Source organism: Pararhodobacter oceanensis, assembly GCF_003076755.1.
Lineage (GTDB): Bacteria > Pseudomonadota > Alphaproteobacteria > Rhodobacterales > Rhodobacteraceae > Pararhodobacter > Pararhodobacter oceanensis.
Map to the genome: position 1 here is coordinate 242,420 of NZ_QDKM01000005.1, position 25,430 is coordinate 267,849.

Consider the following 25,430-nt stretch of genomic DNA (forward strand, 5'->3'; position numbering starts at 1 on the left):
GTCGGCGGCTTATAGCGGCGGGTTATTCTGGCGTGAAATTCTCGGCAAAGAACCGGTGCCAGTTGTTGCCCATCAGACCAGCGGTCTCTTCAGCGTTGAAACCGATCTCGCGCAGACCGGCCTCGATATTACCAAAATCGCGGTTGTCGCGGAACCACTCGGGCATCGGCGGGAAACCGGGGGCGGCGGCCGAGCCTTCGCCATAGTCGATTTCCTTGCTCCAGCGGCCAACGCGCATCCATTCGACCACCGAATCGGGCTGGTCCTGACACAGATCGCTGCCGATGCCGAAATGCTCGGCGCCGAACTGCTCGGCGGCGCGGGCGATCATCTCGCAAAAGCTGGTCAGCGTGCAGGCGGATTTGTCCTTGAGGTGATGCGGATAGAGCGAGAAGCCCATCATGCCGCCGTTTTGCGTCACCGCGCGCACCACATCGTCACGCTTGTTGCGCAATGCGGGTTGCCATGCGTGCAGATTGGCATGGGTGACGGTGATCGGACGCGTGGACAGATCGGCAGCCTCGATGGTCGAGCGATCCGCCGAATGGCTCATGTCGATGACCAGCCCGACGCGGTTCATCTCTTTGATCACCTGTTTGCCCATGCGGGTGATACCGGGATCCTCGGCCTCGTAGCAGCCGGTGGCCAGCAGGGACTGGTTGTTATAGCTCAGCTGCATGAACCGCGCGCCGAGCTTGTGCAGCACCGCCACCAGACCGATATCATCCTCGATCGGGCTGGGGTTCTGGAAGCCAAAGAAGATCGCCGTGCGGCCGGTCTCGCGGGCTTTTGCCACGTCGCTGGCCCATTCGCCGTGGAAAATCAGGTCGGGATATTGCTCGAACCAGCGGTTCCACTGCTCGATATTGAGCACCGTCTCGCGGAAATTCTCGTGGTAGGCGATGGTGACATGCACCGCATCCACGCCGCCCTCGCGCATCTGGCGAAAGATCTTCTCCGACCAATTGGCGTATTGCAGATTATCAATCCGGTAGTTCGTCATAGTATCCTCATCTCTGGCGGTGCGGCGCGCGTGCATAGGGCCAAAGGGCTTTGGCCTCTGGCAGCGGATGCAACCGGCGATACCCGCCCCACCCGAGGGTGTCGGAGGCAGCAGGTTCGGATCACAGCGCGCAGCACAGCCCGTTTTGCCCCTGAACGGGCAGGGGGAAGTCTGGACTCCCAATAAGCCTGCGCGCGAATATTAAATCAAACGCAAAATAATTGATGATTATTCAGAAAAACTGAAATCACTATGTCCCCGCAGGTCGCTCGCTGCCGCCTGCAGGATCGCCTTGGCGAAATCGCGCACCACCGGTGTCGGGCGGATGCGGTCCGAGGTCACCATCCAGACCTCGCGCTGGATCGTCGCATCGGGCAGCGGCAGGAACACCAGATCGGCGATATCCTCGGGCACCGCCAGACGCGGCAGCACGGTGACCCCGACACCAGCACGGATCAGCGCCAGCAGCGAGGCGGTATTGGGCACCTCCAACCGCGCGCCCAAGAGCACCGGCTGAAACTGCGGATCAGTGATCTGTGCGCACAGCCCGTTGGTGATGAACTCCTCGCGGGCGATCGCCTCCCATGTCAGCGGCAGCCCGGCGCGCGCCAGCGGCGTATCGGCGCGGCAAACCACGCCGAAAGGATCGCGAAACAGCGGTTTGCGCGCCAGCCCCTCGGTCGGCGGGATGCTGGCCAGCCCGATATCGGCGCGCTCGTTCTGCAAGTCGCGCTGCACGGCGGCGCTGGTCATATCATGCATCTCGATCCGCACGCCGGGGTGATCGGCCAGAAACGCCTGAATGATCGGCGGCAGGATCATCGCCGCCACTGAGGGCGTCACCGCCAGCCGCACATAGCCCGCCTGCGAGCGCGACAGACTGTCGATCGTGGCCAGCGAGCGCTCGAAATGCGCCAGCGCCAGCAGCGCCTCCTGATAGACCTGTTCGCCCAGCGTGCTGAGCCGTGACTTGCGGCTGGTCTCGAACAGGGGCGCGCCGATATGATCCTCAAGCTGCTTGAGCGTCATCGACACCGCCGAGGGGGTGCGGCCCAGCGCCGCCGCCGCATCCGACAGCCGCCCGTGATCGACCACCGCCTGAAAACACCGCAGCATTTCGATCTTGATCGCCATGACAAAGGCTCCTGCAGCCGCCGGTTGGGGCATCCTGTGCCCGCGCTCAACCTAAGCGCGGTTGGCCCGCAAGTCGATGCTGCGCAGGCCGGTTTGGCAGCGGGCAAATCCGCCAAATCCGCGATCCGCCTCTCTGCAGTGTTGCAAAGCGTCGCAAAGCAGCGCATCAAAACCCTCCATCAAGTCAGATCGCTGGGGTGACCGGCGCTGCGCTGCCCGCCCTTGTCCGCCACCGGACCAGCCAAGGAGAACCCCGTGCCCGTCACCTTGCAAAACCCGTTTCGCGGCGCCGGATTGCCCGGGCTGACCGAGTTTCCGCGCAGCAGTTCGCAGGTGGTCGGCGCGCTTTTGGCGCTCTGTCCGGTCTATGAGCGCACGCCGCTGATCGACGCCGCCGCGGTGGCCGCCGATCTCGGCATTGCCGGTCTGCAGATCAAGGATGAACGCCAGCGCATGGGGCTGGGCAGTTTCAAGGCGCTGGGCGCGGCCTTTGTCATCGCCCATGACGCCTCGGAAGTGGTGCGCGGCGATGCTTGGGAGCAGGCGTTGCGCGGGCGCACCTATGTCGCTGCCAGCGCCGGCAATCACGGGCTTTCGGTGGCTGCGGGGGCGCGGGTTTTCGGCGCGCAGGCGGTGATCTATCTGGCCGAGACCGTGCCCGAGGCTTTCGCCCGCCGTCTGCGCGATATGGGCGCGCAGGTGGTGCGCGCGGGTGCCAATTACGAGGCCTCGATGGAGGCCGCCGCGCAGGCCGCCGATGCCAATGATTGGACGCTCTTGTCCGACAGTTCATGGCCCGGCTATATCGAGGTGCCGACGCGGGTGATGGAGGGCTATGTGCAGCTCGCCGCCGAGATTGTCGCGCAGATGGTCACCCCGCCCAGCCATATCCTGTTGCAGGCCGGTGTCGGCGGGCTTGCCGCTGCCGTCGCTGTCAAAGCCCGCGCGGCATGGGGCGAGGCGCCGAAAATCATCGTCGTCGAGCCCGATCAGGCGCCCGCCCTTGCCGATAGCATCCGCGCCGGCGCTCTGGTCGAGACGCAGGGCGGGGTGTCGAATATGGGGCGGCTCGATTGCAAGACGCCCTCGCTGGTGGCGCTGGCCGGACTGGCGCGCGACGCCGATTATTTCGTCACCATCAGCGATGCCGAGGCCGAGCGCGGCGTCGCGGTGATGGCGCAGCAGGGGTTCGCCTCGACGCCTTCGGGCGCGGCGGGGCTGGCGGCGCTGATCGCCGGTCTGCCCGAGATCGGCCCCGAGGCGCAGGTGCTGGCGATCCTCAGCGAAGGCCCCGAGGATGCCTGAGGCGGCAGCCCCCGCAGCCACACCTCTGCCCGCGCGCGGCTTTCCGCCCGCGGAATACCAGCGCCGCGTCACCGCCCTGCAAGCATCTATGGCGCAGGCGGGGATGGAGGCGCTGCTGCTGACCACCCCGCCCGATATCTACTATACCACCGGCTTTCTGACCCGCTTCTGGGAAAGCCCCGCGCGCCCGTGGTTCGTGGTCGTCCCTGCCTTGGGCGCCCCTGTCGCGGTGATCCCCGCGATTGGCGCCGATCTGATGGCGCGCACATGGGTCCGTGACATCCGCACATGGGAGGCGCCCGATCCGCAGGACGATGGCGTCAGCCTGCTATCCGAGGCTTTGGCCGAACTGGTGCCGCCATCGGGCGCCATCGGGGTGCCGATGGGGCTGGAGACGCATCTGCGCATGCCCTTGGGCGATTATGCGCGGGTGATCCAGCGCCTTGCCCCGCGCCGCATCCTCGATGCCACCGCCACGGTGCAGCGGGTGCGCGAGGTGAAATCCGACGCCGAGATCGCCAAGATCCGCGCCATCTGCGGCATTGCCGATCAGGCCTTCGCGCAGGTGCCCGAGTTCGCCGCCGCGGGTGTGCCTTTGGATCAGGTGTTTCGCGATTTTCAGGTGGCGCTGCTGCAAGCGGGGGCGGATTGGGTCAGCTATACCGCAGGCGGCGCGGGGCAGGGGGGCTACGGCGATGTGATCTCGCCCGCCGAGGCCGTGCCGCTGCGCAAAGGCGATATAGTGATGCTCGACACCGGCGCGGTGCGTGACGGGTATTTCTGCGATTTTGACCGCAATTATGCCGTCGGCCCACCCTCGGATGATGCGCGCCGCGCCCATGACGCGCTCACTCATGCCACCGAAGTCGCGCTCGCCACCTTGCGCCCCGGCATGCGCGCCGCCGATCTGCACCGGATCCTCTGCGACGCCCTAAGCGCCAAAGGCGCCACGCCGCTGGGCGGGCGCTTGGGCCACGGTTTGGGGCTGACCCTGACCGAATGGCCCTCGCTCACCGCGCGGGACCAGACCGAGCTGCGCGCGGGCATGGTGCTGACGCTGGAACCGGGGGTTGAGGTGGCCAAGGGCAAGATCCTCGTGCATGAGGAAAACATCGTGCTGCGCGACACGGGGCCGGAGCTCTTGTCACCTCGCGCTCCCGCCATCCTTCCGGAACTGGCGCTATGAGTCAGCCCTATCGTCTCACCGGTCCGATTGGCCGCAAGACCCTCGGGCTGATTGTGTTGCAGGTCGATGAGACCATCGAGCAGGACTTCCGCCGCCTCTTCCCCGACCCGCAACTCGCGCTCCATATCAGCCGCATCCCCTCGGGCGCCGATCTCAACCCCGACACCATCGGGCAAATGGCTGTGGACCTGCCCCGCGCCGCCGCCCTCCTGCCGCCCGCCGCCGCGTTCGACTCTGTCGGCTACGGCTGCACCTCGGGCACCACATTGATCGGCGCCGAGGCCGTCGCGGGGATGATCCACTCCGCCTGCAATACCGCACAGGTGGCCGATCCCCTGACTGCCGCGCTGGGCGCCTTCACCCATCTGCGCACCCGCTCTCTGGCCATTGTCTCGCCCTATATCGAGGCGGTCGCGCAGCCGATCCGCCGCGCTTTTGAGGGCGCCGGTTTCCACATCCCTGCCACCCTGTCCTTCGGCGAGACCGTCGAGGCCAATGTCGCGCGCATAGATCCCGCTTCGATCCACGCCGCCGCGCTACAAGCGGGCCGCACCGAGGGCGTCGAAGCGGTGTTCATCTCTTGCACCAATCTGCGCACGCTGGATATTCTGGACGATCTGGAGCAGAAACTGGGCCTGCCGGTCATCAGCAGCAATCAGGCGCTGGCTTGGCAGATGGCGCGGCACTGCGGGCTAACACTGCCCAAGGGCGCGCCGGGCCAATTGCTGCGCGCCCTAACCGAGTGAGCCGAGATGGACACAAAACCCTGCTGCACCCCCGAGATTGACCCGATGGCGGCATTGACCGCGCGCTGCGAGGCGGCGCTGGCAGAGGTCACCCCCGCCACGCCGGAGGTGCAGGCGGAATTGCGCGACGCACTGGTCGAAATCCCCGGCGGGTTCTTTGACATGGGCACACGGCGCTCGACCTATCCCGACGATGGCGACAGCCCGCGCCGCAAGGTGCATCTGCGCCCCTATCTGATCGCGCCGACCTCGGTCACCAATGCCGAGTTTGCGCGGTTCACCACAGCCACCGGCTACCGCACCGTTGCCGAGGCGGAGGGCTGGAGCTTTGTCTTCCACCTTCTACTCGCTGACCCCGAGGCGCATCCGACCAGCCCGCCGGGCCTGAACTGGTGGCGGCAAGTTCATGGCGCGTCATGGCAGCACCCCGAGGGGCCGGGCAGCAGTATCACCACCCGCATGGACCATCCGGCGGTGCATATCAGCTGGTTTGACGCACAGGCCTATTGCCGCTGGGCCGGTCTGATCCTGCCCAGTGAGGCGCAATGGGAACGCGCCGCCCGCGGCGGGCTGGCGCATAAAAAATACCCCTGGGGCGATACGCTGCTGCCGCAGGGCCAGCACGCGATGAACATCTTTCAAGGCAGTTTCCCGCAGCAGAACACCGCCGAGGACGGCTATATCGGCACCGCGCCGGTGCGCGCCTATCAGCCCAACGCTTACGGCCTCTACAATATGACCGGCAATGTCTGGGAATGGGTGAGCGACCGCTTCGGCCCGCATCCGGCACCGATCAAGGGCAAGCCCGACCGCGAGCCGCAGGGCGCCGCCACCGGCCATGCACGGGTGCAGCGCGGGGGCTCCTATCTCTGCCACGACAGCTATTGCGACCGGTATCATGTGCATTCACGCACCCGCAACGACCCCGAAAGCTCCACCGGCAATATCGGGTTTCGCGTCGCCGCGCCCGCCTAGACGCGGGGTAAACCCGGCCCGAATGGCCGCCCGAGTTGCCTGACAGCAGCGGATCGGGCAGAAAGCGCTATCGCCGCGCGGGCTAGGCGATTACACCCGCCGCGATCAAACCGCGAATAGGAAACGGGGCCGAAAGGGGCGCTATGGCAATTCATCTCTATAAAAACGACCTGCCCGATGATCTCGATCTCGGCGCGGTGGTGGCGATTGATTGCGAAACTATGGGGCTGAACCCGCAGCGCGACCGGCTCTGTCTGGTGCAGCTATCATGCGGAGACGGCAACGCGCATCTGGTGCAGATCAGCCCAGACCAGAGCGAAGCGCCCAATCTGACGCGGCTCTTGGCCGATCCGCAGGTGCTTAAACTCTTTCACTACGGCCGCTTTGATATCGCCGCGCTTTATCACCGCTTTGGCGTTTTGGCGGCACCGGTCTGGTGCACCAAGATCGCCTCGAAACTGGTGCGCACCTATACCGACCGCCACGGGCTGAAAAACCTGCTCAGCGAACTCCTCAACGTCGATATCTCGAAACTGCAACAATCCAGCGACTGGGGCGCGGCGGATATCTCTCAGGCGCAGCGTGACTATGCCGCCTCGGATGTGCTCTATCTGCACCGGCTCAAGGAGCGGCTGCAATTCATGCTGGTGCGCGAAGACCGCGTGGCCCTCGCGCAGGCGTGTTTCGACTTTCTGCCGCAGCGCGCGCTACTGGATATCGCCGGCTGGTCCGACACGGATATCTTCTCGCATTAACCCACGGAGATCAGGGGCATGGCGCGTCTCATCAGGCAAGGATCACGGCAGGGGGCACGCGCGACGCGCTCGCGGTATTCACGGCTGATCGGCGTGCTCAAGATCGTGCTGCCGCTGACCGCGCTGGTGCTGCTGTCGCTGGTGTTCCTGCTGGCGCGCACGATTGACCCGACGCAGGGGATCTCGATGGCCTCGATTGATGTCGAGGACCGCGCCCGCGATCCGCGTCTGTCCGGCGCGCGCTTTGCCGGTGTCACCGAGGACGGGGCGGCGCTGACCATTGTCACCGAGACCGCGCGTTCCGACCCCAATGCAGCGATGCGGCTCGAGGTCACCGGCTTGGATCTGAGCCTTGAGGGCGCCGAGGGCGAGACGCTGATGGCCCATGCCGAGTCCGGCGTGGTTGACCGCGGCGCCGGCAGCTTCGAGATGAGCGGCGGGCTGCGGCTGAGCGCGACACCGGGCTATGATCTGCGCACCGAACGCATCGAGGGGCTGCTGGATTCCACCCATATCCGCGCCCCGGGCGAGGTCTCGGGACGGGCGCCTGCGGGGGAAATCCACGCCGGAAACATGGTAATGCGCGTCGATTCGCCCATGGAACAGGGTTATGTGCTTGTTTTCGGGGGCGGTGTGCGGTTGATATATCAACCAGAGAACTGAGGAGCGCCGAATGATCCATCCGATGCCGCGACCCGTCCTGACCTACGCCATGGGCCCTGTATTGAGCGGCTTTCTCATGGCGGTGCTGGCTGCGGCGCTGATGGTCTCGCTACCGGCACAGGCGCAGGATGTGCAAATCCGTTTCGGCTCGTCGCTTCGGCTGGAGGAAAGCGCGCTCGAGGTCACCGCCGACTCGCTCGAGGTTGACCAGACCACCGGCGCCACCGTGTTCACCGGCAATGTGCTGGCCGCGCAGGGCGATATGCGGATTTCGGCCAATCTGCTGCAACTGGTCTATGAAGCAGGCGCCACCGAAGGCTCGCGGCGGATCGGCACGCTGACCGCCACCGGCGACGTTGCCATGGTGACCAGCGAAGAGGCGGTCGAGGCCGAACGCGCGGTCTATTCGATGCGCGCCCAGACCCTCGAGATGACCGGCGATGTGATGCTGGTGCAGGGGCCGAACCTGCTCTCGGGCGAGCGTTTCATCGCCGATCTGCGCAATGGCACTGGCCGTATGATGGGCCGCGTGCGGACGATTATCCAATTTGATTGATTTCCCCCTATGACTGACCATGCGACGCCAGACAGCGGGCTGCAGATTGCAGGCCTGCGCAAAGCCTACAAACGCCGGCCGGTGCTGCGCGGCATCGACCTGTCGCTGGCCCGTGGCGAGGTGGTGGCGCTTTTGGGGCCGAATGGCTCGGGCAAGACCACATGTTTTTACTGCGTCGCCGGTCTGGTGCCCGCCGATGCGGGGCAGGTGTTGATCGACGGGCGCGATGTTTCCGGCTGGCCGATGTATCGCCGCGCGCGCCTCGGCATCGGCTATCTGCCGCAGGAAATGTCGATCTTTCGCGGCATGTCGGTAGAGGATAATATCAACGCGATTTTGGAACTCTCGGTCCCCGACCGCACGCAACGCGCCGCGCGGCTGGAGGAATTGCTCGAGGAATTTTCCATCACCCGCCTGCGCAAATCCCCCGCGATGGCGCTTTCGGGCGGTGAGCGGCGGCGCACCGAGATCGCCCGTTGCCTCGCCTCCAACCCCTCGTTTGTGCTGCTTGATGAGCCTTTCGCCGGTGTTGACCCGATTGCCGTCGGCGATATCCGCGCGCTGGTCGGTGATCTGACCGAACGCGGCATCGGCGTGTTGATCACCGATCATAACGTCCGCGAGACCCTTGAGATCGTTGACCGCGCCTATATCCTGCATGATGGCAAAGTGCTGATGAGCGGCACGCCCGAAGAGGTTGTGCAGGACGAAGACGTGCGCCGCGTCTATCTGGGCGACAGCTTCAAGTAGCCCGCTGCTGGGGCAGTTACGGCGGCGAGAAAGGGGCATTATGAGCCTGACGCCACGGCTTGACCTGCAACTCAAGCAGCGCCTCGCCCTGACGCCGCAATTGCGCACGCGGCTGGCGGTCTTGCGCATGTCGCCCTTGGAGCTGGCCGAAGAGGTCGCCCGCGAGGCCGCGCGCAACCCCTTCCTGCTGCACAGCCCGCCCGCTGCGCCCGCGCCCTCTGATGGCATGGTCGCCGAGCAGATCGCCCCTGCGCTGGGCTTCCATGAAGACCTGCGCCTGCAACTCTCGCGCCAGGACCTGCCGCCCAAAACCGCCGCCGCCGCCGACTTCCTGATCGGCGAATTGCGTGACGACGGGTTTCTGGATGTGACGCTGGCCGAGCTGTCCACGGAACTCGCGCTGCCGCTGGCGCTGCTCGAGGACGGGCTGCGCGCCCTGCAAGCCTGCGAACCGGCGGGGATCGGCGCGCGCACCCTGCCCGAATGTCTGCATCTGCAATTGCGCGCCAAAGGGCTGGGCGAGGAGGACGCCACCCAGACCCTCGCCCATCTCGACGGTTTTGGCCGTCGCGACTGGCCGGCGCTGCGCAAGGCGCTGTCCCTGCCGCTGCCCGCACTCAAAGCCCGCGCCACGCTGTTGCAAAGCCTGACCCCGCGCCCCGTGCCCGAGACCATGGCAGCCCCCGCCCAGCATCTGCGCGCCGATCTGCGGCTTGAGCGCAACAGCGACGGCACGCTCAGCATCCTGCCCGAGCGCCGCGCCCATCCCGCGCTGCATCTCGACCGCGCCATGGTCGCCCGCGCCAGTGACGACGGCTTCGCGCCTGAGTTGCTGGAGCGCGCCCGCGCCCTGATCGCTGCGCTCGAGCAACGCGGCCAGACGCTCTCCCGAATCGGCGATTGGCTGGCGCTCAATCAAGCGCGGTTTTTCGCCGAGGGGCCGAAGGGTTTGACCCCCTGCACCCGCGGCGATCTCGCCGCCGATCTGCAATTGCACCCCTCGACGATCAGCCGCGCGGTTTCGGGCAAGGCGATTGATGTGGACGGGCGTCTCTGGCCGCTCTCGGTGTTCTTTTCCAGCGCGATCAAAGGCGCCGATGGGCCGGTCGCGGCGGGCGCGGTGAAAAAGCGTCTGGCCGAGCTGATCGCCGGTGAACCCGCGGGCCAGCCCCTGTCCGACGAATCACTTGTCGAAAAACTGAATGCGGAAGGCGTTGACATCGCACGTCGAACTGTCGCCAAATACAGGCAAGGCCTGCGCATTCCCTCGTCGGCGGTACGGCGCCGCTTGGCCAAAGCCAGACGGGGCGCCGACACCGGGGAATGATCCGCAACGACAGGCCGAGATGGCGGAGACCCTCGGGGCCGTTTTGACCCCGCTGGCTCCGCGCCAAAGAGGAGAGGCCTATGCGGTATCAAATAAGCGGAAAACAGATCGACATCGGGGAAGCCCTGCAGACCCATGTCGAGACCGAAGTCGATGAGTTGATGGCGAAATATGCCCAGCGACCGACCGACGCCCAAGTCGTGTTTTCCCGCGATGCCCACCATCATGTTTGCGAAGCAACGGTTCATCTTTCCAGTGGTCTGACGGTGCAAGCCCGCGGTCAGGCCAACGAAATCTACAATGCGTTCGAATCCTGTGCCGAGCGGATGGACAAGCAATTGCGTCGCTACAAACGGCGATTGAAGGACCATTACAAAGATCGCCGCTCGCCCGTTGAATTCGCGGGCGCCCCGTCGTATATCCTCGCCGCAGAAGACGCCGTGAACGGCGACGAGCCGGATTCGCTGCAGCCGATGATCATTGCCGAGATGGAAACCCGTATTCCGTCGATCTCGGTCGGTGAGGCGGTGATGCAGATGGAATTGGGGCAGTCAGATGTTCTGGTGTTCCGCAACGAACGACACGGCAAGATCAACGTGGTGCACCGCCGCAACGACGGCAACATCGGTTGGATCGATCCGGACTAACAGGACAAGGCCAGTGGTGGCACGCCGCCATTGGCCCGCCTACAGAATGACTCGAGCAGGAGGCCTGAATGGAACTGGCTGATTTGTTGACCCCGGGCGCAATCCGGGTGTGCAATGCTGTGAAAAGCAAGAAGCGTCTGTTCCAGGACCTTGCCGAAACCGCCCGACAGGCGCATCAGATCGACGACTCGCTGGCGATTGACGCGCTGCAGGAACGCGAGAGCCTCGGCCCCACCGGCGTGGGCCGTGGTGTGGCGCTGCCGCATGCGCGGATTGACGGGATCGAGCGGGTGAAAGGCGTGTTCATCCGGCTGGATCGCCCGCTGGATTACGGCTCGGTGGACCGCGCGCCGGTGGATCTGGTGCTGGCGCTCTTCGCCCCGCGCGAGGCCGGGGTCGAGCATCTCAAGGCGCTGGCCCTCGTGTCCCGCACCCTGCGCGATCCGGCGATCTGCGCGAAACTGCGGGCGAATGACGATCCCGACAAACTCTTCGCGATCCTCTGCGAGCATCCCGAAACCAAAGCCGCCTGATCAGGCGGCCACGGGTTTAACCGGTGGTATAAGCCCTGAAGGCTGCGTGTCCGATGATGCTTGGCTTGAAATCACCCGCCTGAACCGCTGTCTGCAACACCCGCGGAGCAAAGCGATAAGGGCCGCGCCCGACCCTGGGTGGGCGCCGCTCCCTCTCCACAGCAGACTGCCCTCCAAAGCATCCATGTCGTCCGAGCAGCGAATGACATCGCCAATGCGCCCTCCCATGGGGAGGGTCGGGCGCGGCCCGTGGTGCCCACGCGCCAGACGGTTGAACAGCGGCGACTCATCTACCAGCGCCTGCCACCATTCCGCGCCAACCGAAGCGCCAAGCGTCGGTCGCTGCCCGCGGTCCCCATGCGCCAGACGGCTGATCAATGGCGACCCAGTTACCAGCGCCGCCTGAACCCGCCGTTCAATAACCATTCGAAAGCCCTAAGGGCCGCGCCCGACCCTGGGTGGGCGCCCGCTCGCTCGCCACAGCAGATCACGCTCAAAAGCACTCATGTCATGCGAACAGCGTGCGGCATCGCCAATGCGCCCTCCCGGGGGGAGGGTCGGGCGCGGCCCGGGGTGCCCCCGGGCGAAACAGCAAGTCCGCCCCTAAAACGGCACCTTCGCCTTAAAACTCATCGCCGCTCCCGTCGCTGGATGCCGCAGCCGCAATTCCTCGGCATGCAGCATCAACCGCGGGAACGCCGCCGCCGCGCCGCTGGCATAGAGCGGATCGCCCAGAATCGGATGCCCCAGCGCCAGCATATGCACCCGCAACTGGTGGCTGCGGCCGGTCAGGGGCTTCAGGATCACCCGCGTGTTCTCGCCCTCCTGCCGCGCCACCCGCCAGTCGGTCTGCGCCGCTTTGCCGGTCTCATGACAGACCATCTGCCGCGGCCGGTTCGGCCAGTCGACAATCAGCGGCAGATCCACCCGCCCGCGCGCCTCGGCCAGATGCCCCGCAACCAGCGCCACATAGCGCTTCTGGGTCTTGCGGGTCTCGAACTGCTTGCCCAGATGCGCCTGCGCCTGTTTGGTCAGCCCGAAGATAATCACCCCCGAGGTGTCCAGATCCAGCCGATGCACCAGCAGCACATCGGGGAATTCCACCCGCAGCCGCGCAATCAGACAATCCGCACGGTCCGCGCCACGGCCGGGCACCGACAGCAGACCGGCGGGCTTATCGACCACCAGAATATCGTCGTCGGCATGCAGGATCGCGGCAGCATCCGGCGGCGGGTTGTAGATAAACCTACGCGCGGCCTGTTCATCCGCGGCGTGTTCACTCTGGGCTTTTTCACTCATAGCGCCCGCATATCCCGCGCGCGGGGCTCCCGTCCAGAGGCTCAGTCCAGCGCCCGCAGCAATTTACGCTCCAATGGCGCCATCACCGAGCGCAGGGTCGAACCGCGTTTGACCAATTGCCCCGCCGGTCCGAACAGCGCGTAAAGCCCCTGTTTGTGGCGCAGCGCGGGGATTTTCTCGATCCGGTAGCGCGGCGTCTCGGCGGCATGGCGAAACACCGAGAACACCGCCCGCTCGCGCAGACAGGAAATCCCGTAATCGCGCCAGATCCCCGCCGCCACAAACCGCCCGTAAAGCCGCAGGATCTCGCCCAGCTCATGCCGGTCAAAGCTGGTCTGCTCGGGCATAGGGGCGGGGTGCGGGCGAAGCGAATGCAGGGTCATCGCCTCAAACTGCCGCCGGTGGCCGGCAAAAGCAAGTGTTTCGCGCCCGCAGCAATCGCAGGCGCAAAATTCCCGCCCTCAGTGCCAGTGCCGCCACAATCGCGCCGCATATGCGCCATATTTCGCGGATACTCTGCGCCTAAGCGCCGTGTATCTCCGCCGGGCCCCCACTCGTCGGGTCAAAGATGCGCGGCGCAAGTTATGGTGCCGGGTGCGCCTTGGCGGCCCGGCACCGGTTTTACCCGCAGCTTACCGCCACCACCTGCTGGCCGCCGCTTGGCGCCAGTTCGATGTTCAGCCGGTCGGGCCGGTTATCCATCGTCACCGGCGAGCCGCTGGTGTAAATCCGCACATCGCCCTGATGGCTAAACGGCTGCGGCAGTGGCGCGCCGACCAGATGCTGCAACTGCGCGGCCCCGCAGGCATCCACCGGATCCGCATTATCCGCGCGCTCTTGCGGCAGTTCGGTGGTGCAACCCGCGATCAGCGCCAGAACGGCCATCCCCAAGATCACTCTCATCTCGATACTCCTTTGCACAAAGCGGTTTCTGCCCCTGCCAAGACTGGACAGAGCAGCTTCGAACCCATATCTCGCATGGATGAGCCAGAAAAAACACGACCCCAACAGCAAATTGATCGCCGACAACCGGCGCGCCCGCTATGATTATTTCATCGAGGATGATCTCGAATGCGGCGTGGTGCTGTTCGGCTCCGAGGTGAAATCCCTGCGCGAGGGCGGCGCCAATATCGCCGAAAGCTACGCCAGCGTTGAAGACGGTGAATTGTGGCTGATCAACGGCTATATCGCCCCCTATCTACAGGCGAAAACCTGGGGCCATGACGAGCGCCGCAAGCGTAAGCTACTGGTCAGCAAGAAAGAACTGGCGAAACTCTGGGCCGCGACGGCGAAACAGGGGATGACGCTGGTGCCCTTGCGGATGTATTTCAACGACCGCGGGCGGGTGAAGCTGAAGATCGGCATCGCCAAGGGCAAAAAGAACCACGACAAACGCGAGACCAGCGCCAAACGCGACTGGGACCGCCAAAAGCGCCGGTTGCTCAAAGAAAACGGCTGACGTCTGCTCTAAATCCCGACAATTTATCTAAAACCGCCCTCATCTGTCCAAAAATATCCCGGGGGAGAGCCCGAAGGGCGAGGGGGCAGCGCCCCCTAACCCCGCATCACGCAGGCGGCGCGTCCAACACCGTGCCCACCGGCAGGTCCAACCCGCGCAACAGCTCGTCGGCCTCCATCACCCGCTTGCCCTGCCGCTGCGCGCGCAGGATCTCCACCGCGCCGCTGCCGCAAGCAATCACCAGCCCGCCGAGCACCTCACCGGCGGCACCATCCCCCGCCACCACCCGCGCCTTGAGCAGCTTCAGCCGCCCCGCCGGCGTCTCGCACCAAGCCCCCGGAAACGGCGACAGCCCGTTGATCAACCGCGCCACCTCTTCCGCTGACCTCCGCCAATCCACCCGCGCCTCCGCCTTGTCGATCTTATGCGCATAACTCACACCCTCGTCGGGCTGCACTTCCGGCGTCAACTCCGGCAATTGATCCAGCGCCCGCACGATCAACTCCGCGCCCATCAGCGACAGCCGGTCATGCAGTTCTCCGGTGGTCTCCTCGCCACCAATCGCCAGCGTCTCGCGCAAGAGCACCGGCCCGGTGTCCAGCCCCGCCTCCATCTGCATGATGCAGACGCCGGTTTCCGCATCCCCCGCGATGATCGCGCGGTGAATGGGCGCGGCGCCACGCCAGCGTGGCAGCAGCGAGGCGTGAATATTCAGGCACCCCAAGCGCGGCGCATCCAGCACCGCCTGCGGCAGGATCAACCCGTAAGCCACCACCACCGCGACATCCGCCTGCAACGCGGCAAACTCCGCCTGCGCCGCCGCATCGCGCAACCGCTCAGGGTGGCGCACCATCAGGCCCAGTTCCTCGGCCCGCGCCTGCACCGCTGTCGGCCGGTCCTTCTTGCCACGCCCCGCCGGACGCGGCGGCTGGCAATAGACGCAGACCACCTCATGTTCGGCGTGCAAAGCCTCCAGCACCGGCACCGAAAACTCGGGGCTGCCCATGAAAATCACCCGCATGTCCGCCCCCCTTTAGCCCGGCTTACCGGCGAATTTCTTCGCCCGCCGCAGTAGCATATCGCGTTTGGTTTTGCTTAAGTGATCGAAATACATCACCCCGTTCAGATGGTCGATCTGGTGCTGCACGCTGGTCGCCCAAAGCCCGACGAAATCGCGCTCTTCGACCTCGCCGGCCTCATTCATAAACCGCACCGTCACCGCCCGCGGGCGGGAAATCTCGGCATGCACACCGGGCAGATTGGGGCTCGCCTCCTCATGGCTGCGCGGCTGCACCGAGGCGTGCAACACCTCGGGATTGGCCATCCGCACCACTTGCCCGCGCGCCGTCGAGGCATCAACCACCGCCAACCGCAGCATCACCCCGATCTGCGGCGCGCCCATGCCAACGCCGGGCATCGCCTCCATCGTGTCGATCATATCGTCCCAGACCACGCGCACCTCATCGGTGATCGCATCGACCTCGGCCGCCGCAGTGCGCAGGCGTTTGTCGGGCCATGGAATACATCTGCGGATCATCGGCGCTCCTGACGGGTCAAAAATCTGCCCGCAGCTACCATTCGCCCGCCGCTGCGTCCACCGAGCAATGCCCGAGAGCAGGGGCCAAAGGGCTTACCCCCGCGCCCGCTCGCGCTTGAGTTTCTCCATCCGCCGGGTGATCAACTGCCGCTTCATCACGCCCAGATAATCAATGAACAGCTTGCCGTTCAGATGGTCCAACTCATGCTGCGCGCAGGTCGCCCAGAGCCCGTCGAACTCGTCCTCATGCAGCTTGCCGTCCAGCCCCAGCCAGCGCATCTGCACCCGTTCGGGGCGCGTCACCTCGGCGTATTGATCGGGGATCGACAGGCAGCCTTCCTCATGGGTGTTGGTCTCTTCCGAGGTCCAGATCACCTCGGGATTGATCAACACCATCGGCTGCGGCGCCTCGCCCTCTTCCTTGACGCAATCCATCACGAACAGCCGCTGCAACACGCCGATCTGCGGTGCGGCAAGGCCAACGCCGGGCGCGTCATACATGGTTTGCAGCATATCCTCGGCCAGCGCGCCAATCTCGGGCGTCACCGAGTCAACGGGGGCGCAGCGCTTTTTCAGCCGCGGGTCGGGATGGATCAGGATCGGGCGCAGGGTCATGGCGATCAGATAGGGGATCACCGGCGCGGGTGCAACGGTTTCGGTGCATTTATGCGATTTGCCACGCCTAGGGCTTGCGCCTGTCGATTTGCGCGGCACACTGCGGCCAAATCTAGGAGAGCCATATGAATTTCGACGAGATCATCGAGCGCCGCGGCACCCATTCGGCAAAATGGGACGCGATGGAGACTGTTTACGGCGTCAGCCCTGAGGACGGGTTGCCGATGTGGGTCGCCGATATGGACTTCAAGCCGCCGCAGGTGGTGCAGGACGCGCTGGCGCGGATGCTTGAGCACGGGATCTACGGCTATTTCGGCGGTGATGCCGAGTATAAAGACGCGATCCGCTGGTGGATGCAAAACCGCCACGGATGGGAGGTTGATCCCGCCCATATTTTCACCACCCACGGGCTGGTCAACGGCACCGGCCTCTGCGTGCAGGCCTTCACCCAGCCGGGCGACGGCGTGGTGCTGTTCTCGCCGGTTTACCATGCCTTCGCCCGCGTGATCCGCAGCGCCGGACGCGAGGTGGTGGAATGCCCGTTAACCGAAGTTAACGGCCGCATGGTGATGGATTTCGCCGCCTATGACGCGCAGATGAGTGGCCGCGAGAAAATGCTGATCCTTTGCTCGCCGCATAACCCCGGTGGGCAGGTCTGGACGTCCGAGGAATTGCGCGGGGTCGCCGAATTCGCCAAGCGTCATGATCTGGTGCTGGTCTCGGATGAGATCCACCATGATCTGGTGATGCCGGGCCATACACACACGGTCATGCCGCTGGCCGCGCCCGAGGTCTCGGACCGTTTGGTGATGATGACCGCCGCGTCCAAGACCTTCAACATCGCCGGCGCCCATACCGGCAATGTGATCATTGCCGATCCGGTGCTGCGTGAGAAATTTGCCAGCGTGATGAACGGTTTGGGCATCTCGGCCAACTCTTTCGGTCTGGCGATGATCACCGCCGCCTACAGCCCCGAGGGCGCGGCTTGGGTCGATGCGCTGGTCGAATATCTCGATGAAAACCGCAAGATCATGGAGCAGGGGATCGCCGCGATCCCCGGTGCCAAAGTGATCCCGCTACAGGCGACCTATCTGGTCTGGGGCGATTTCACCGACACCGGAATGGAGGTCGAAGAACTGCAACGCCGCGTGCAGGAAGCCGCAAAGATTGCCGCCAACCACGGCGAATCCTTCGGCATGGGCGGCGAGCGTTTCCTGCGCTTCAATGTCGCCACCCCGCGCGTCCGCGTGGTCGAGGCGGTCGCGCGCATGCAAGCGGCGTTCAGCGATCTGCAGTAACCATGTTCAGAGCCCTCGCGCGCGGTATTAGCGCCGCGCGCGGGGGCTGTGATCACATCGCAATCGGCCCGTTCAACAGCCCGCGCGGCGTCTCGCGTTCCTCGGCGTAATCGCGGATCGGATCGTCGCTCACCGGTGTTTCGCGTTTGAACTCATAGCGCATCAAATCGCCGTCCTCATCGGCGGCAATGATCAGCGCCTGGCTCAGATGCCGCGGCCCGTCATAGATATCGACCAGCCCGCGCAGCCCCGGCACGCGGGTGCGATCCACGGCGAACCCCTCATCGCCAAGATCCTGAATCGGATAGACCTCTTCGCCGATATGCACGCAGAGCCGCGAGCCTTTGCGGGCCTCGCGTTTGCGCGCCATTTCCAAACCACGACGGACATCTTCCGGCAAAAATTCCAGCATCTCTTGCTCCTGATTCTCTCTTATATGGTCGTCGCGCGGCGGGGCAAAAACAAGATGCAGGCGGGACACACTCGGGGTTTTTTGGCGGCGCGCGGCCTCTCTGTGCACCCCTGCACAATAGCTGCGCTTACCCCCCGATTGACGAACAGACCGGCGATCCCATCTTTACCACCATAGCAAGGAGTTTCTTATGGGACAGTTAATCGACGGTCAGTGGACCACCGGCTGGTATGACACCAAGGCCACCGGCGGGGCGTTCAAACGCACCACCGCCAAGTTTCGCAATTGGATCACCGCCGATGGCAGCGCCGGCCCCTCGGGCGAGGGTGGCTTTCCCGCCGAAAGCGGGCGCTATCACCTCTATGTCTGTTACGCCTGCCCCTGGGCGCATCGCACGCTGATTTTCCGCGCGCTGAAGGGGCTCGAGGATCATATCTCGATCTCCGCCGTGCATCCCGACATGCTCGAGAATGGCTGGACCTTCGCCACCGACTACCCCGGCGCCACCGGCGATGACCTTTTCGGTGCTGATTTCATGCACCAGATCTACACCCGCGCCGACCCTCAGGCCTCGGGCCGTGTGACCGTGCCGGTGCTCTGGGACAAACAGCGCGGCACCATCGTCTCGAATGAAAGCGCCGAGATCATCCGCATGTTCAACTCGGCCTTTGATCAGGTCACCGGCAATACGCTGGACCTCTGGCCCGAAGACCTGCGCGCGGCGATCGAGCCGATCAACGACCGGATTTACAACACGTTCAACAACGGCGTTTACAAAGCCGGTTTCGCCACCTCGCAAGAGGCTTATGAGGCCGCGGTGATCCCGCTGTTCGAGACGATGGACTGGCTGGAGGCGCATCTTTCCGAGAACCGCTTTCTGATGGGCGATAGGCTGACCGAGGCCGATTGGCGGCTGTTCACCACGCTGGTGCGCTTTGATGCGGTCTACCACGGGCATTTCAAATGCAACCGCCGCCGCGTGGTCGATTACCCCAACCTCTGGGCCTATACCCGCGCGCTTTACCAAGTGCCGGGCGTCGCCGGGACGGTGAATATGGACCACATCACGCGGCATTATCACTACTCGCACGAGACGATCAATCCGCACCGCATCGTGCCCATCGGCCCCGATCTCGACTTCATGGCCCCCCATGATCGCGGCGCAGCGCTACCCGCCTAAGCGACTGGCAATGCTCATAAAAAACGCCCGGCAATCAAAGCCGGGCGTTTTTCATTTAACCTTTGACCGCGCCGTCACGTATCCAGATTGGACACGCTCAGCGCGTTGCGCTGGATGAATTCGCGGCGGGGTTCAACCACATCGCCCATCAGCTTGCTAAAGATATCATCGGCCTCGGCGACATCGTCGATATGCACCTGCAACAGCGTCCGCGCCTCGGGGTCGAGGGTGGTTTCCCACAGCTGGTTCGGGTTCATCTCGCCCAGACCCTTATAGCGCTGCATGGTCAGACCCTTCTCGCCCTCGGCCAGAATCGCCTGCAACAGGTCCAGCGGGCCGTTGATCTTCACGCTGCGGTCACGGCGCACCAAAGTGGTGGTGTCGCGGTAAACCTCTTGCAGCGCGCCAGTATAAGTCGCCAGCTTCTGCGCCTCGCCCGAGCGCAACACCGGCCCGTCCAACAGCCGCTGTTCCTCGACGCCGCGCAGAATCCGCGACAGCCGCAGCCCGTGATCCTGTGTCGGACGCCCCTGCCAGCCCTTTTCATATTCCGGTGCGATCAGGTCCAGACGCGCGGCCACGGCATCGGCGACGCCCTGCGCATTGCTGTCCATCTGCCCCGGCAACAGCGCGCCGGCAATCGTCGCCTGCTCAAGGATATTGCGCGGGTAATTGGTCGGGAAGGCGCCCAGAATACGCTGCACCTGCCGCGCCTCGGTGACCACGCGCATCAGGTCGGCACCGGCAATCTCGTCGCCGGATTTCAGCCGCAGGATCGCGCCCTCGATCCCCTGTTCGACCAGATAATCATCCAGCGCCAGCTCGTCTTTCAGATAGACCTCGGACCGGCCCCGCGCGACCTTATAAAGCGGCGGCTCAGCAATATACAAATGCCCCGCCTCGATCAGCGAGGGCATCTGCCGGTAGAAAAACGTCAGCAACAGCGTGCGGATATGCGCGCCGTCCACGTCGGCGTCGGTCATGATCACGATCTTATGGTAGCGCAGTTTGCTCAGGTCGAACTCATCACGGCCAATACCGGTGCCCAATGCGGTGATCAGCGTGCCGATCTCCTGGCTGGCCAGCATCCGGTCAAACCGCGCGCGCTCGACGTTGAGGATCTTACCCTTCAACGGCAGCACCGCCTGATTGTTGCGGCTGCGGCCCTGTTTCGCCGAACCACCGGCCGAGTCACCCTCGACGATGAAGATTTCGGATTTCGCCGGATCGCGCTCTTGGCAATCGGCCAGTTTGCCGGGCAGGCTGGCCACATCCAGCGCGGTTTTGCGCCGCGTCAGGTCACGCGCCTTGCGCGCCGCCTCGCGGGCGAGCGCCGCCTCGATGATCTTGCCGACGATCTGTTTGGCGTCCTGCGGGTTTTCCTCGAACCACTCCGAGAGTTTCTCGCCGACGAGGTTCTCCACTGCCGGACGCACCTCCGAGGACACCAGTTTGTCCTTGGTTTGGCTCGAGAATTTCGGGTCCGGCACTTTCACCGAGAGCACGCAGGTCAGCCCTTCGCGCGCGTCATCGCCGGTGAAATTCACCTTCTCGCGCTTGGCGATCCCCGAGGATTGCGCATAAGAGTTGATCGTGCGGGTCAGCGCGCCGCGAAAGCCCGCCATATGGGTGCCGCCATCGCGCTGCGGGATATTGTTGGTAAACGGCAGCACCGTCTCATGGTAGCTATCGTTCCACCACATCGCCACCTCAACGCCGATATCGTCGCGCATGCCTTCGATATAGATCGGCTCGGAGAGCACCGGCGATTTCGAGCGGTCGATGAAACGCACAAACTCGCGCACCCCGCCCTCAAAGCAGAATTCGGTGCGCAGGGGCTCGGCGGGACGCTCATCCTCGAGGACGATTTTCACGCCCGAGTTCAGGAACGCCAACTCACGCAGCCGGTTTTCCAGCGTTTTGAACACATAGTCGAGGTTCGAAAACGTGCCGTCATCGGCGCTGGTTTTGACGCTGGCCAGAAACCGCACTTCGGTGCCGGACTGGCCGTTTGCCGGGCCGACCTCGCGCAGATGCTCGACGGTATCGCCACGCTCGAACCGTGCGACCCATTCCTTGTCATTGCGCCAGATACGCAGTTCCAGCCAGTCGCTCAGCGCGTTGACCACCGAGACGCCAACCCCGTGCAAACCGCCCGAGACCTTATAGCTGTTGCTGTCGAATTTACCGCCCGCATGCAGCTGGGTCATGATGACCTCGGCGGCGCTGACGCCCTCTTCCTGGTGGATCGCGGTCGGAATGCCGCGGCCGTTGTCGCGCACCGAAACCGAGCTATCGGCGTGGATTTTCACCGTCACCGAGGTCGCATGGCCGGCCAGCGCCTCGTCAATACCGTTGTCCACGACCTCATACACCATATGGTGCAGGCCCGAGCCATCATCCGTATCGCCGATATACATGCCCGGACGTTTGCGGACAGCATCCAAGCCTTTGAGAACCTTGATAGAATCCGCGCCATAATCTTCGCGCGGGGCGGGTACTGCAGTCATGCTATAAATCCGTGAATAACCTCCACGACTTGTAGCGGTTTTTGCCGGGGTTGTCACGCCTTGGCCACAAGATTTAGGGGGTCTCGGGCTTTGGTCGGGCCACTGCGCTGGTCACTGCGCGGGCTTCCGCGCGGGCATGGTCGCGGATCAGGTGAAAGGGATCACCAGACCGACCAGAACCAGCAGCACGCCAGAGACCATATTGAGCCGCTGCATCGCCTGCGGGCTTTGCAACAGCCGCCGCGCGCGGTCCAAAAACAGCGCCAGCCCCAGATTGCCCAGCATCGGCACAATCGCCGACACCGCGATGATCGCGGCGATATCCAGCGCGGTGATGCGGGTCAGGTCAAAGAACCCCGGCAGCACCCCCATATAGAACAGGATCGCCTTGGGATTGCCGGTCACCGCCGCCAGCCCGACCAGAAATCCGGGCAGGACACCGGGCCGCGTCATCCGCCGGTCGGCGGTCAGGGTTTCCGCCGGTTTGCGCCAGATCATCACCCCCATGATGATGAACACGCCCGCCGCCACCCAGCGCAAGGCCTCCAGAAACCCGCCGTAAACCGAGAGGATCCACGCCAGCCCGAAGACCGCGCAGAGCGGCCAGATCAGATCACCGAGCGCCACGCCCACCGCCAAGGGCCACGCCCCGCGCATCCCGCCCGACAGCGAGCGCGCGATCAGCGCCACCCAGACCGGCCCGGGCACCGCCCACAAAAGCGCCATCGCGCCCGCGTATATCAAGAGCTCCTGCGCCGAGAGTGTCATGCAGAGGTTAACTTTCCGTTGCCGTCCAAACCCCAAAAGGGATTATGCGCCAATTCCCAGACATGCCCGTCAGGATCGGCGAAATAGCCCGAATACCCGCCCCAAAACACCGCTTCGGGACGTTTGAGCAGCTCGGCCCCCGCCGCCTCGGCCAGCGCGAACGCCGCATCGACGCCTGCGCGATCGGCGTAATTCTGCGCCAGCGTCACCGCACCCACGCCCAGTTCCGCCCCCGCGCGCCCCTGATCCGCAGCCAGCGCCTCCAGCCCAAAGAGCCCCAGCTTCATCCCGCCCAGATCATAAAACGCCACGCTCTCGGTCTGCTCGTCCGGCGTCCAGCCCAGCCGTGCATAAAACGCCATGCTGCGCGCCAGATCCTGCACCCCGAGGGTGATCAGGGTGACACGTTGCGCGGGCAGGGCAGGGGGTTTGGAACTCATCACAGCGGGCTTTCGCTCAGGGTGGAGGCGCCACCGGTTTCACGCAATTCAAACACCTGCGCGCGGGCCCCCAATGGCGCGAATAACTCCGGCCCGGTGCCGGTCATCACCGCCTGCGCCCGCAACGCACAGATCGCGTCATAGAGCGCGATGCGCCGCCCCTCGTCAAGATGCGCCGCGACCTCATCGAGCAGCACAATCGGCGGCGTGCCACTGTCCTGCGAGAGTGCGCGCGCATGGCTCAAGATCAGCGCGATCAACAGCGCCTTTTGCTCACCGGTCGAGCATTGCGCGGCGGGCATATCCCGCGCCGCCCAATAGGCGCCCAGATCGGCGCGGTGCGGCCCCGTCAATGTGCGCCCCGCCGCCATATCGCGGGCGCGCCCCTCGGCAAAGGCCTGCGCCAGATCGAATTCACTGCGCGGCGCATCGTCCAGTAGCGTCAGATCGGCTTGCGGAAAGACGCTGTCAGGGTCGGCAGCCGCGTGCAACCGGGTCAAAGTGGCCAGCCGATTGGCGGTGATCTGCGCGCCCGCCTGCGCCATACGGGTCTCGAGTGCGCCATACCACGCCGGATCGCGGATCTCGTCACGCAACAGCCGGTTACGCTCGCGCATGGCCTTCTCATATTCCAGCACCGCCTCGGCATGGTCGGGATGAAACCCCAGCACCAGCCGGTCGAGAAACCGCCGCCGCCCCTCGGCCCCCTCCAGCCACAGCCGGTCCATCACCGGCGTTAACCAGAGCATCGGGCAAAGCCGCCCAAGCGCGGTCTGCGTCGCCGTCTTGCCGTTGATCCGCACGCTGCGCGGCGCGCCGGGGCGGGCCTCGGTCTCGATCTCATGGGGGGTGCCATTATGGGTCAGCGTGGCGCTGATTTTCCAGCCCAGCCCCGCAGGCCGCCCGATCAGATCCTCGCCCAAAGCGCGGCGCAATCCACGGCCCGGCGACAACAGCGAGATCGCCTCCAGCAGATTGGTCTTCCCCGCACCATTATCGCCAAACAACACCACCGGCCGCCCGTCAAATGCGGCAGAGGCAGCAATATGCGAGCGGAAATGCGACAGGCGCAGGGTGGTCAGATGGGTCAAAGCACGAGGTCAGACACGCATCACACGCGCATCGGCATCACAACATAGACCGCGCTGGCGTCGGAGCCTTCGCGCACCAGAGCAGGATCGCCCGAGGAGTTGAACATGAAGACGGCGTTCTCGCGGTCGATCTGGTTGGCGATTTCCTGCAGGTATTTGGCGTTGAACCCGATCTCCAGCGCCTCGTCACCGTAAGCCACGACCAGTTCTTCCTGCGCGTTGCCACTGTCCGGCGAGTTCACCGAGAGGGTCAGCTTGTCTTCCTCAAGGTTCAGCTTCACCGCGCGCGAGCGTTCCGAGGAGACCGTCGCCACCCGGTCCACCGCTTTGGCGAATTCCGTGGCGTCGACTTCCAGCCGCTTGGTGTTGCCGGCGGGGATCACCCGCGTGTAATCGGGGAAGGTGCCGTCGATCACTTTCGAGGTCAGCGCCAGATCAGGCGTGGCAAAGCGCACTTTGGTTTCCGAGACCGAGATCGCGATATCGGCGTCGTCATCTTCCAGCAGTTTACGCAGCTCATTGACGGTTTTGCGCGGCACGATCACCCCGGGCATGCCCTCGGCATTCTCGGGCAGGGCGGCGTCGATCCGTGCCAGACGGTGGCCATCGGTGGCGACACAGCGCAGCGCGCGCCCCTCGTCGCCATCGGCCACATGCATATAGACACCGTTCAGGTAATAGCGCGTCTCTTCGGTGGAAATGGCGAATTTCGACTTCTCGAACAGCCGCCGCAAATCACCCGCCTTGGCGGTGAAATTGCTCTGGTATTCCGAGCTCGCCATCACCGGAAAATCCTCACGCGGCAATGTCGCCAGCGAGAATGTCGAGCGCCCCGCCTCCACCGACAGCCGTCCGGTGCGCTGGTCATCGGTCAGCGACACCAAGGCGCCATCGGGCAGTTTGCGCACGATCTCATGCAGCATCACCGCCGAGACGGTGGTGGCGCCGGCGCGTTCGACCATCGCATTGGCGCGGTCGACCACCTCGATGTCCAGATCGGTGGCGCGAAAGCTGACGGTATCACCCTCGGCTTCGATCAACACATTGGCCAGAATTGGAATGGTGTTGCGCCGCTCGACCACGGACTGAGCCTGTGACACGGCTTTTAGCAGCGTTGCGCGCTCGATGCTCAGTTTCATCGCGGTCCCCTCCGACAGGTCAGGCCGGTGCTGACATCCGCCAGCCCGGCCTTTTTAAAATTCATTGTCATTTGTTTGCGGCCCTTTGCGGGCAACGTCAAG

28 protein-coding genes are annotated in these 25,430 nt (G+C 64.5%); 14 read left to right on the forward strand and 14 right to left on the reverse strand.

Annotation, left to right across the window (positions count from 1 at the left end; genetic code table 11):
* Positions 1-22 precede the first annotated feature (22 nt).
* A complete protein-coding gene (locus DDE20_RS12940) occupies positions 23-1,003 on the reverse strand; it encodes a membrane dipeptidase (RefSeq protein ID WP_116558923.1) in 981 nt (326 codons plus the stop codon).
* Positions 1,004-1,231: 228 nt separating this feature from the next.
* Entirely contained in the window at positions 1,232-2,137 is a 906-nt protein-coding gene (locus tag DDE20_RS12945; protein ID WP_165814519.1) for a LysR family transcriptional regulator, read from the reverse strand.
* A gap of 255 nt (positions 2,138-2,392) precedes the next feature.
* On the opposite strand from DDE20_RS12945, the gene DDE20_RS12950 reads away from it, so the two are divergent.
* The 11 genes from DDE20_RS12950 to DDE20_RS13000 all read left to right on the forward strand — a co-directional run bounded on the left by DDE20_RS12950 (position 2,393) and on the right by DDE20_RS13000 (position 11,580).
* Positions 2,393-3,442 (forward strand): pyridoxal-phosphate dependent enzyme, encoded by a 1,050-nt coding sequence (locus tag DDE20_RS12950; RefSeq protein WP_116558925.1) that lies wholly within the window; start codon positions 2,393-2,395, stop codon positions 3,440-3,442.
* Positions 3,435-4,628, forward strand: a complete 1,194-nt coding sequence (locus DDE20_RS12955) for a M24 family metallopeptidase (protein ID WP_116558926.1) — start codon at positions 3,435-3,437, stop codon at positions 4,626-4,628. The genes DDE20_RS12950 and DDE20_RS12955 overlap by 8 nt, the downstream gene beginning before the upstream one ends.
* A complete protein-coding gene (locus DDE20_RS12960; RefSeq protein WP_116558927.1) occupies positions 4,625-5,374 on the forward strand; it encodes a maleate cis-trans isomerase family protein in 750 nt (249 codons plus the stop codon). The genes DDE20_RS12955 and DDE20_RS12960 overlap by 4 nt, the downstream gene beginning before the upstream one ends.
* A gap of 6 nt (positions 5,375-5,380) precedes the next feature.
* A complete protein-coding gene (locus tag DDE20_RS12965; protein ID WP_116558928.1) occupies positions 5,381-6,349 on the forward strand; it encodes a formylglycine-generating enzyme family protein in 969 nt (322 codons plus the stop codon).
* A 143-nt stretch (positions 6,350-6,492) separates the two neighbouring features.
* A complete protein-coding gene (locus DDE20_RS12970; protein WP_116558929.1) occupies positions 6,493-7,104 on the forward strand; it encodes a ribonuclease D in 612 nt (203 codons plus the stop codon).
* 18 nt (positions 7,105-7,122) lie between these two features.
* On the forward strand, positions 7,123-7,767 hold the full coding sequence (locus DDE20_RS12975; protein WP_116558930.1) for a hypothetical protein: 645 nt from the start codon (positions 7,123-7,125) through the stop codon (positions 7,765-7,767).
* 10 nt (positions 7,768-7,777) lie between these two features.
* On the forward strand, positions 7,778-8,323 hold the full coding sequence (locus DDE20_RS12980) for an LptA/OstA family protein (protein ID WP_240608043.1): 546 nt from the start codon (positions 7,778-7,780) through the stop codon (positions 8,321-8,323).
* A gap of 9 nt (positions 8,324-8,332) precedes the next feature.
* Positions 8,333-9,073: an LPS export ABC transporter ATP-binding protein gene (lptB, locus tag DDE20_RS12985; RefSeq protein ID WP_116558931.1), complete on the forward strand. Its 741-nt coding sequence runs from the start codon at positions 8,333-8,335 to the stop codon at positions 9,071-9,073.
* A gap of 40 nt (positions 9,074-9,113) precedes the next feature.
* Positions 9,114-10,400, forward strand: a complete 1,287-nt coding sequence (locus DDE20_RS12990; protein WP_116558932.1) for an RNA polymerase factor sigma-54 — start codon at positions 9,114-9,116, stop codon at positions 10,398-10,400.
* 80 nt (positions 10,401-10,480) lie between these two features.
* On the forward strand, positions 10,481-11,047 hold the full coding sequence (hpf, locus tag DDE20_RS12995; RefSeq protein WP_116558933.1) for a ribosome hibernation-promoting factor, HPF/YfiA family: 567 nt from the start codon (positions 10,481-10,483) through the stop codon (positions 11,045-11,047).
* 68 nt (positions 11,048-11,115) lie between these two features.
* Positions 11,116-11,580, forward strand: a complete 465-nt coding sequence (locus tag DDE20_RS13000; RefSeq protein WP_116558934.1) for a PTS sugar transporter subunit IIA — start codon at positions 11,116-11,118, stop codon at positions 11,578-11,580.
* Between the two features lie 603 nt (positions 11,581-12,183).
* On the opposite strand, the gene DDE20_RS13005 is transcribed toward DDE20_RS13000, so the two are convergent.
* From DDE20_RS13005 to DDE20_RS13015, 3 genes are all read right to left on the reverse strand, one after another.
* Entirely contained in the window at positions 12,184-12,879 is a 696-nt protein-coding gene (locus DDE20_RS13005; RefSeq protein WP_116558935.1) for an RluA family pseudouridine synthase, read from the reverse strand.
* A 41-nt stretch (positions 12,880-12,920) separates the two neighbouring features.
* A complete protein-coding gene (locus tag DDE20_RS13010) occupies positions 12,921-13,226 on the reverse strand; it encodes a DUF2794 domain-containing protein (RefSeq protein WP_338066515.1) in 306 nt (101 codons plus the stop codon).
* A 274-nt stretch (positions 13,227-13,500) separates the two neighbouring features.
* On the reverse strand, positions 13,501-13,782 hold the full coding sequence (locus DDE20_RS13015) for an I78 family peptidase inhibitor (RefSeq protein ID WP_116558937.1): 282 nt from the start codon (positions 13,780-13,782) through the stop codon (positions 13,501-13,503).
* A gap of 79 nt (positions 13,783-13,861) precedes the next feature.
* Between DDE20_RS13015 and smpB the strand changes: the two genes are divergently transcribed.
* Positions 13,862-14,338 carry an SsrA-binding protein SmpB gene (smpB, locus tag DDE20_RS13020; RefSeq protein ID WP_116558938.1) on the forward strand — a complete coding sequence of 159 codons (477 nt, stop codon included), beginning with the start codon at positions 13,862-13,864 and terminating at the stop codon, positions 14,336-14,338.
* A gap of 106 nt (positions 14,339-14,444) precedes the next feature.
* Here the strand turns inward: smpB and fmt are convergent, their stop codons facing one another.
* The 3 genes from fmt to def (DDE20_RS13035) form a co-directional block, all read right to left on the reverse strand.
* Complete coding sequence (gene fmt / locus DDE20_RS13025) at positions 14,445-15,359, reverse strand: methionyl-tRNA formyltransferase (RefSeq protein ID WP_116558939.1); 915 nt, start codon at positions 15,357-15,359, stop codon at positions 14,445-14,447.
* Between the two features lie 12 nt (positions 15,360-15,371).
* A complete protein-coding gene (gene def, locus DDE20_RS13030) occupies positions 15,372-15,875 on the reverse strand; it encodes a peptide deformylase (RefSeq protein ID WP_116558940.1) in 504 nt (167 codons plus the stop codon).
* Positions 15,876-15,968: 93 nt separating this feature from the next.
* Positions 15,969-16,490, reverse strand: coding sequence for a peptide deformylase (def, locus tag DDE20_RS13035; protein ID WP_116558991.1), 522 nt, complete (start codon positions 16,488-16,490; stop codon positions 15,969-15,971).
* Positions 16,491-16,615: 125 nt separating this feature from the next.
* Between def (DDE20_RS13035) and DDE20_RS13040 the strand changes: the two genes are divergently transcribed.
* Positions 16,616-17,788 carry a MalY/PatB family protein gene (locus DDE20_RS13040; protein ID WP_116558941.1) on the forward strand — a complete coding sequence of 391 codons (1,173 nt, stop codon included), beginning with the start codon at positions 16,616-16,618 and terminating at the stop codon, positions 17,786-17,788.
* Between the two features lie 52 nt (positions 17,789-17,840).
* Here DDE20_RS13040 and DDE20_RS13045 read toward each other — a convergent pair whose 3' ends face one another.
* Positions 17,841-18,200, reverse strand: coding sequence for a hypothetical protein (locus DDE20_RS13045; protein WP_116558942.1), 360 nt, complete (start codon positions 18,198-18,200; stop codon positions 17,841-17,843).
* A 190-nt stretch (positions 18,201-18,390) separates the two neighbouring features.
* Here DDE20_RS13045 and DDE20_RS13050 point away from each other — a divergent pair, with 190 nt between their 5' ends.
* Positions 18,391-19,380 carry a glutathione S-transferase family protein gene (locus tag DDE20_RS13050; protein ID WP_116558943.1) on the forward strand — a complete coding sequence of 330 codons (990 nt, stop codon included), beginning with the start codon at positions 18,391-18,393 and terminating at the stop codon, positions 19,378-19,380.
* Between the two features lie 74 nt (positions 19,381-19,454).
* Here DDE20_RS13050 and gyrB read toward each other — a convergent pair whose 3' ends face one another.
* The 5 genes from gyrB to dnaN form a co-directional block, all read right to left on the reverse strand.
* Positions 19,455-21,890 carry a DNA topoisomerase (ATP-hydrolyzing) subunit B gene (gyrB, locus tag DDE20_RS13055; protein ID WP_116558944.1) on the reverse strand — a complete coding sequence of 812 codons (2,436 nt, stop codon included), beginning with the start codon at positions 21,888-21,890 and terminating at the stop codon, positions 19,455-19,457.
* A gap of 147 nt (positions 21,891-22,037) precedes the next feature.
* A complete protein-coding gene (locus tag DDE20_RS13060; RefSeq protein WP_116558945.1) occupies positions 22,038-22,658 on the reverse strand; it encodes a LysE family translocator in 621 nt (206 codons plus the stop codon).
* Positions 22,655-23,098, reverse strand: coding sequence for a VOC family protein (locus DDE20_RS13065; protein ID WP_420812368.1), 444 nt, complete (start codon positions 23,096-23,098; stop codon positions 22,655-22,657). Before DDE20_RS13065 ends, DDE20_RS13060 begins: the two co-directional genes overlap by 4 nt.
* Positions 23,098-24,189 carry a DNA replication/repair protein RecF gene (gene recF, locus DDE20_RS13070; RefSeq protein WP_116558946.1) on the reverse strand — a complete coding sequence of 364 codons (1,092 nt, stop codon included), beginning with the start codon at positions 24,187-24,189 and terminating at the stop codon, positions 23,098-23,100. Before recF ends, DDE20_RS13065 begins: the two co-directional genes overlap by 1 nt.
* A gap of 20 nt (positions 24,190-24,209) precedes the next feature.
* Positions 24,210-25,328, reverse strand: coding sequence for a DNA polymerase III subunit beta (gene dnaN, locus DDE20_RS13075; RefSeq protein WP_116558947.1), 1,119 nt, complete (start codon positions 25,326-25,328; stop codon positions 24,210-24,212).
* Positions 25,329-25,430: the final 102 nt, after the last annotated feature.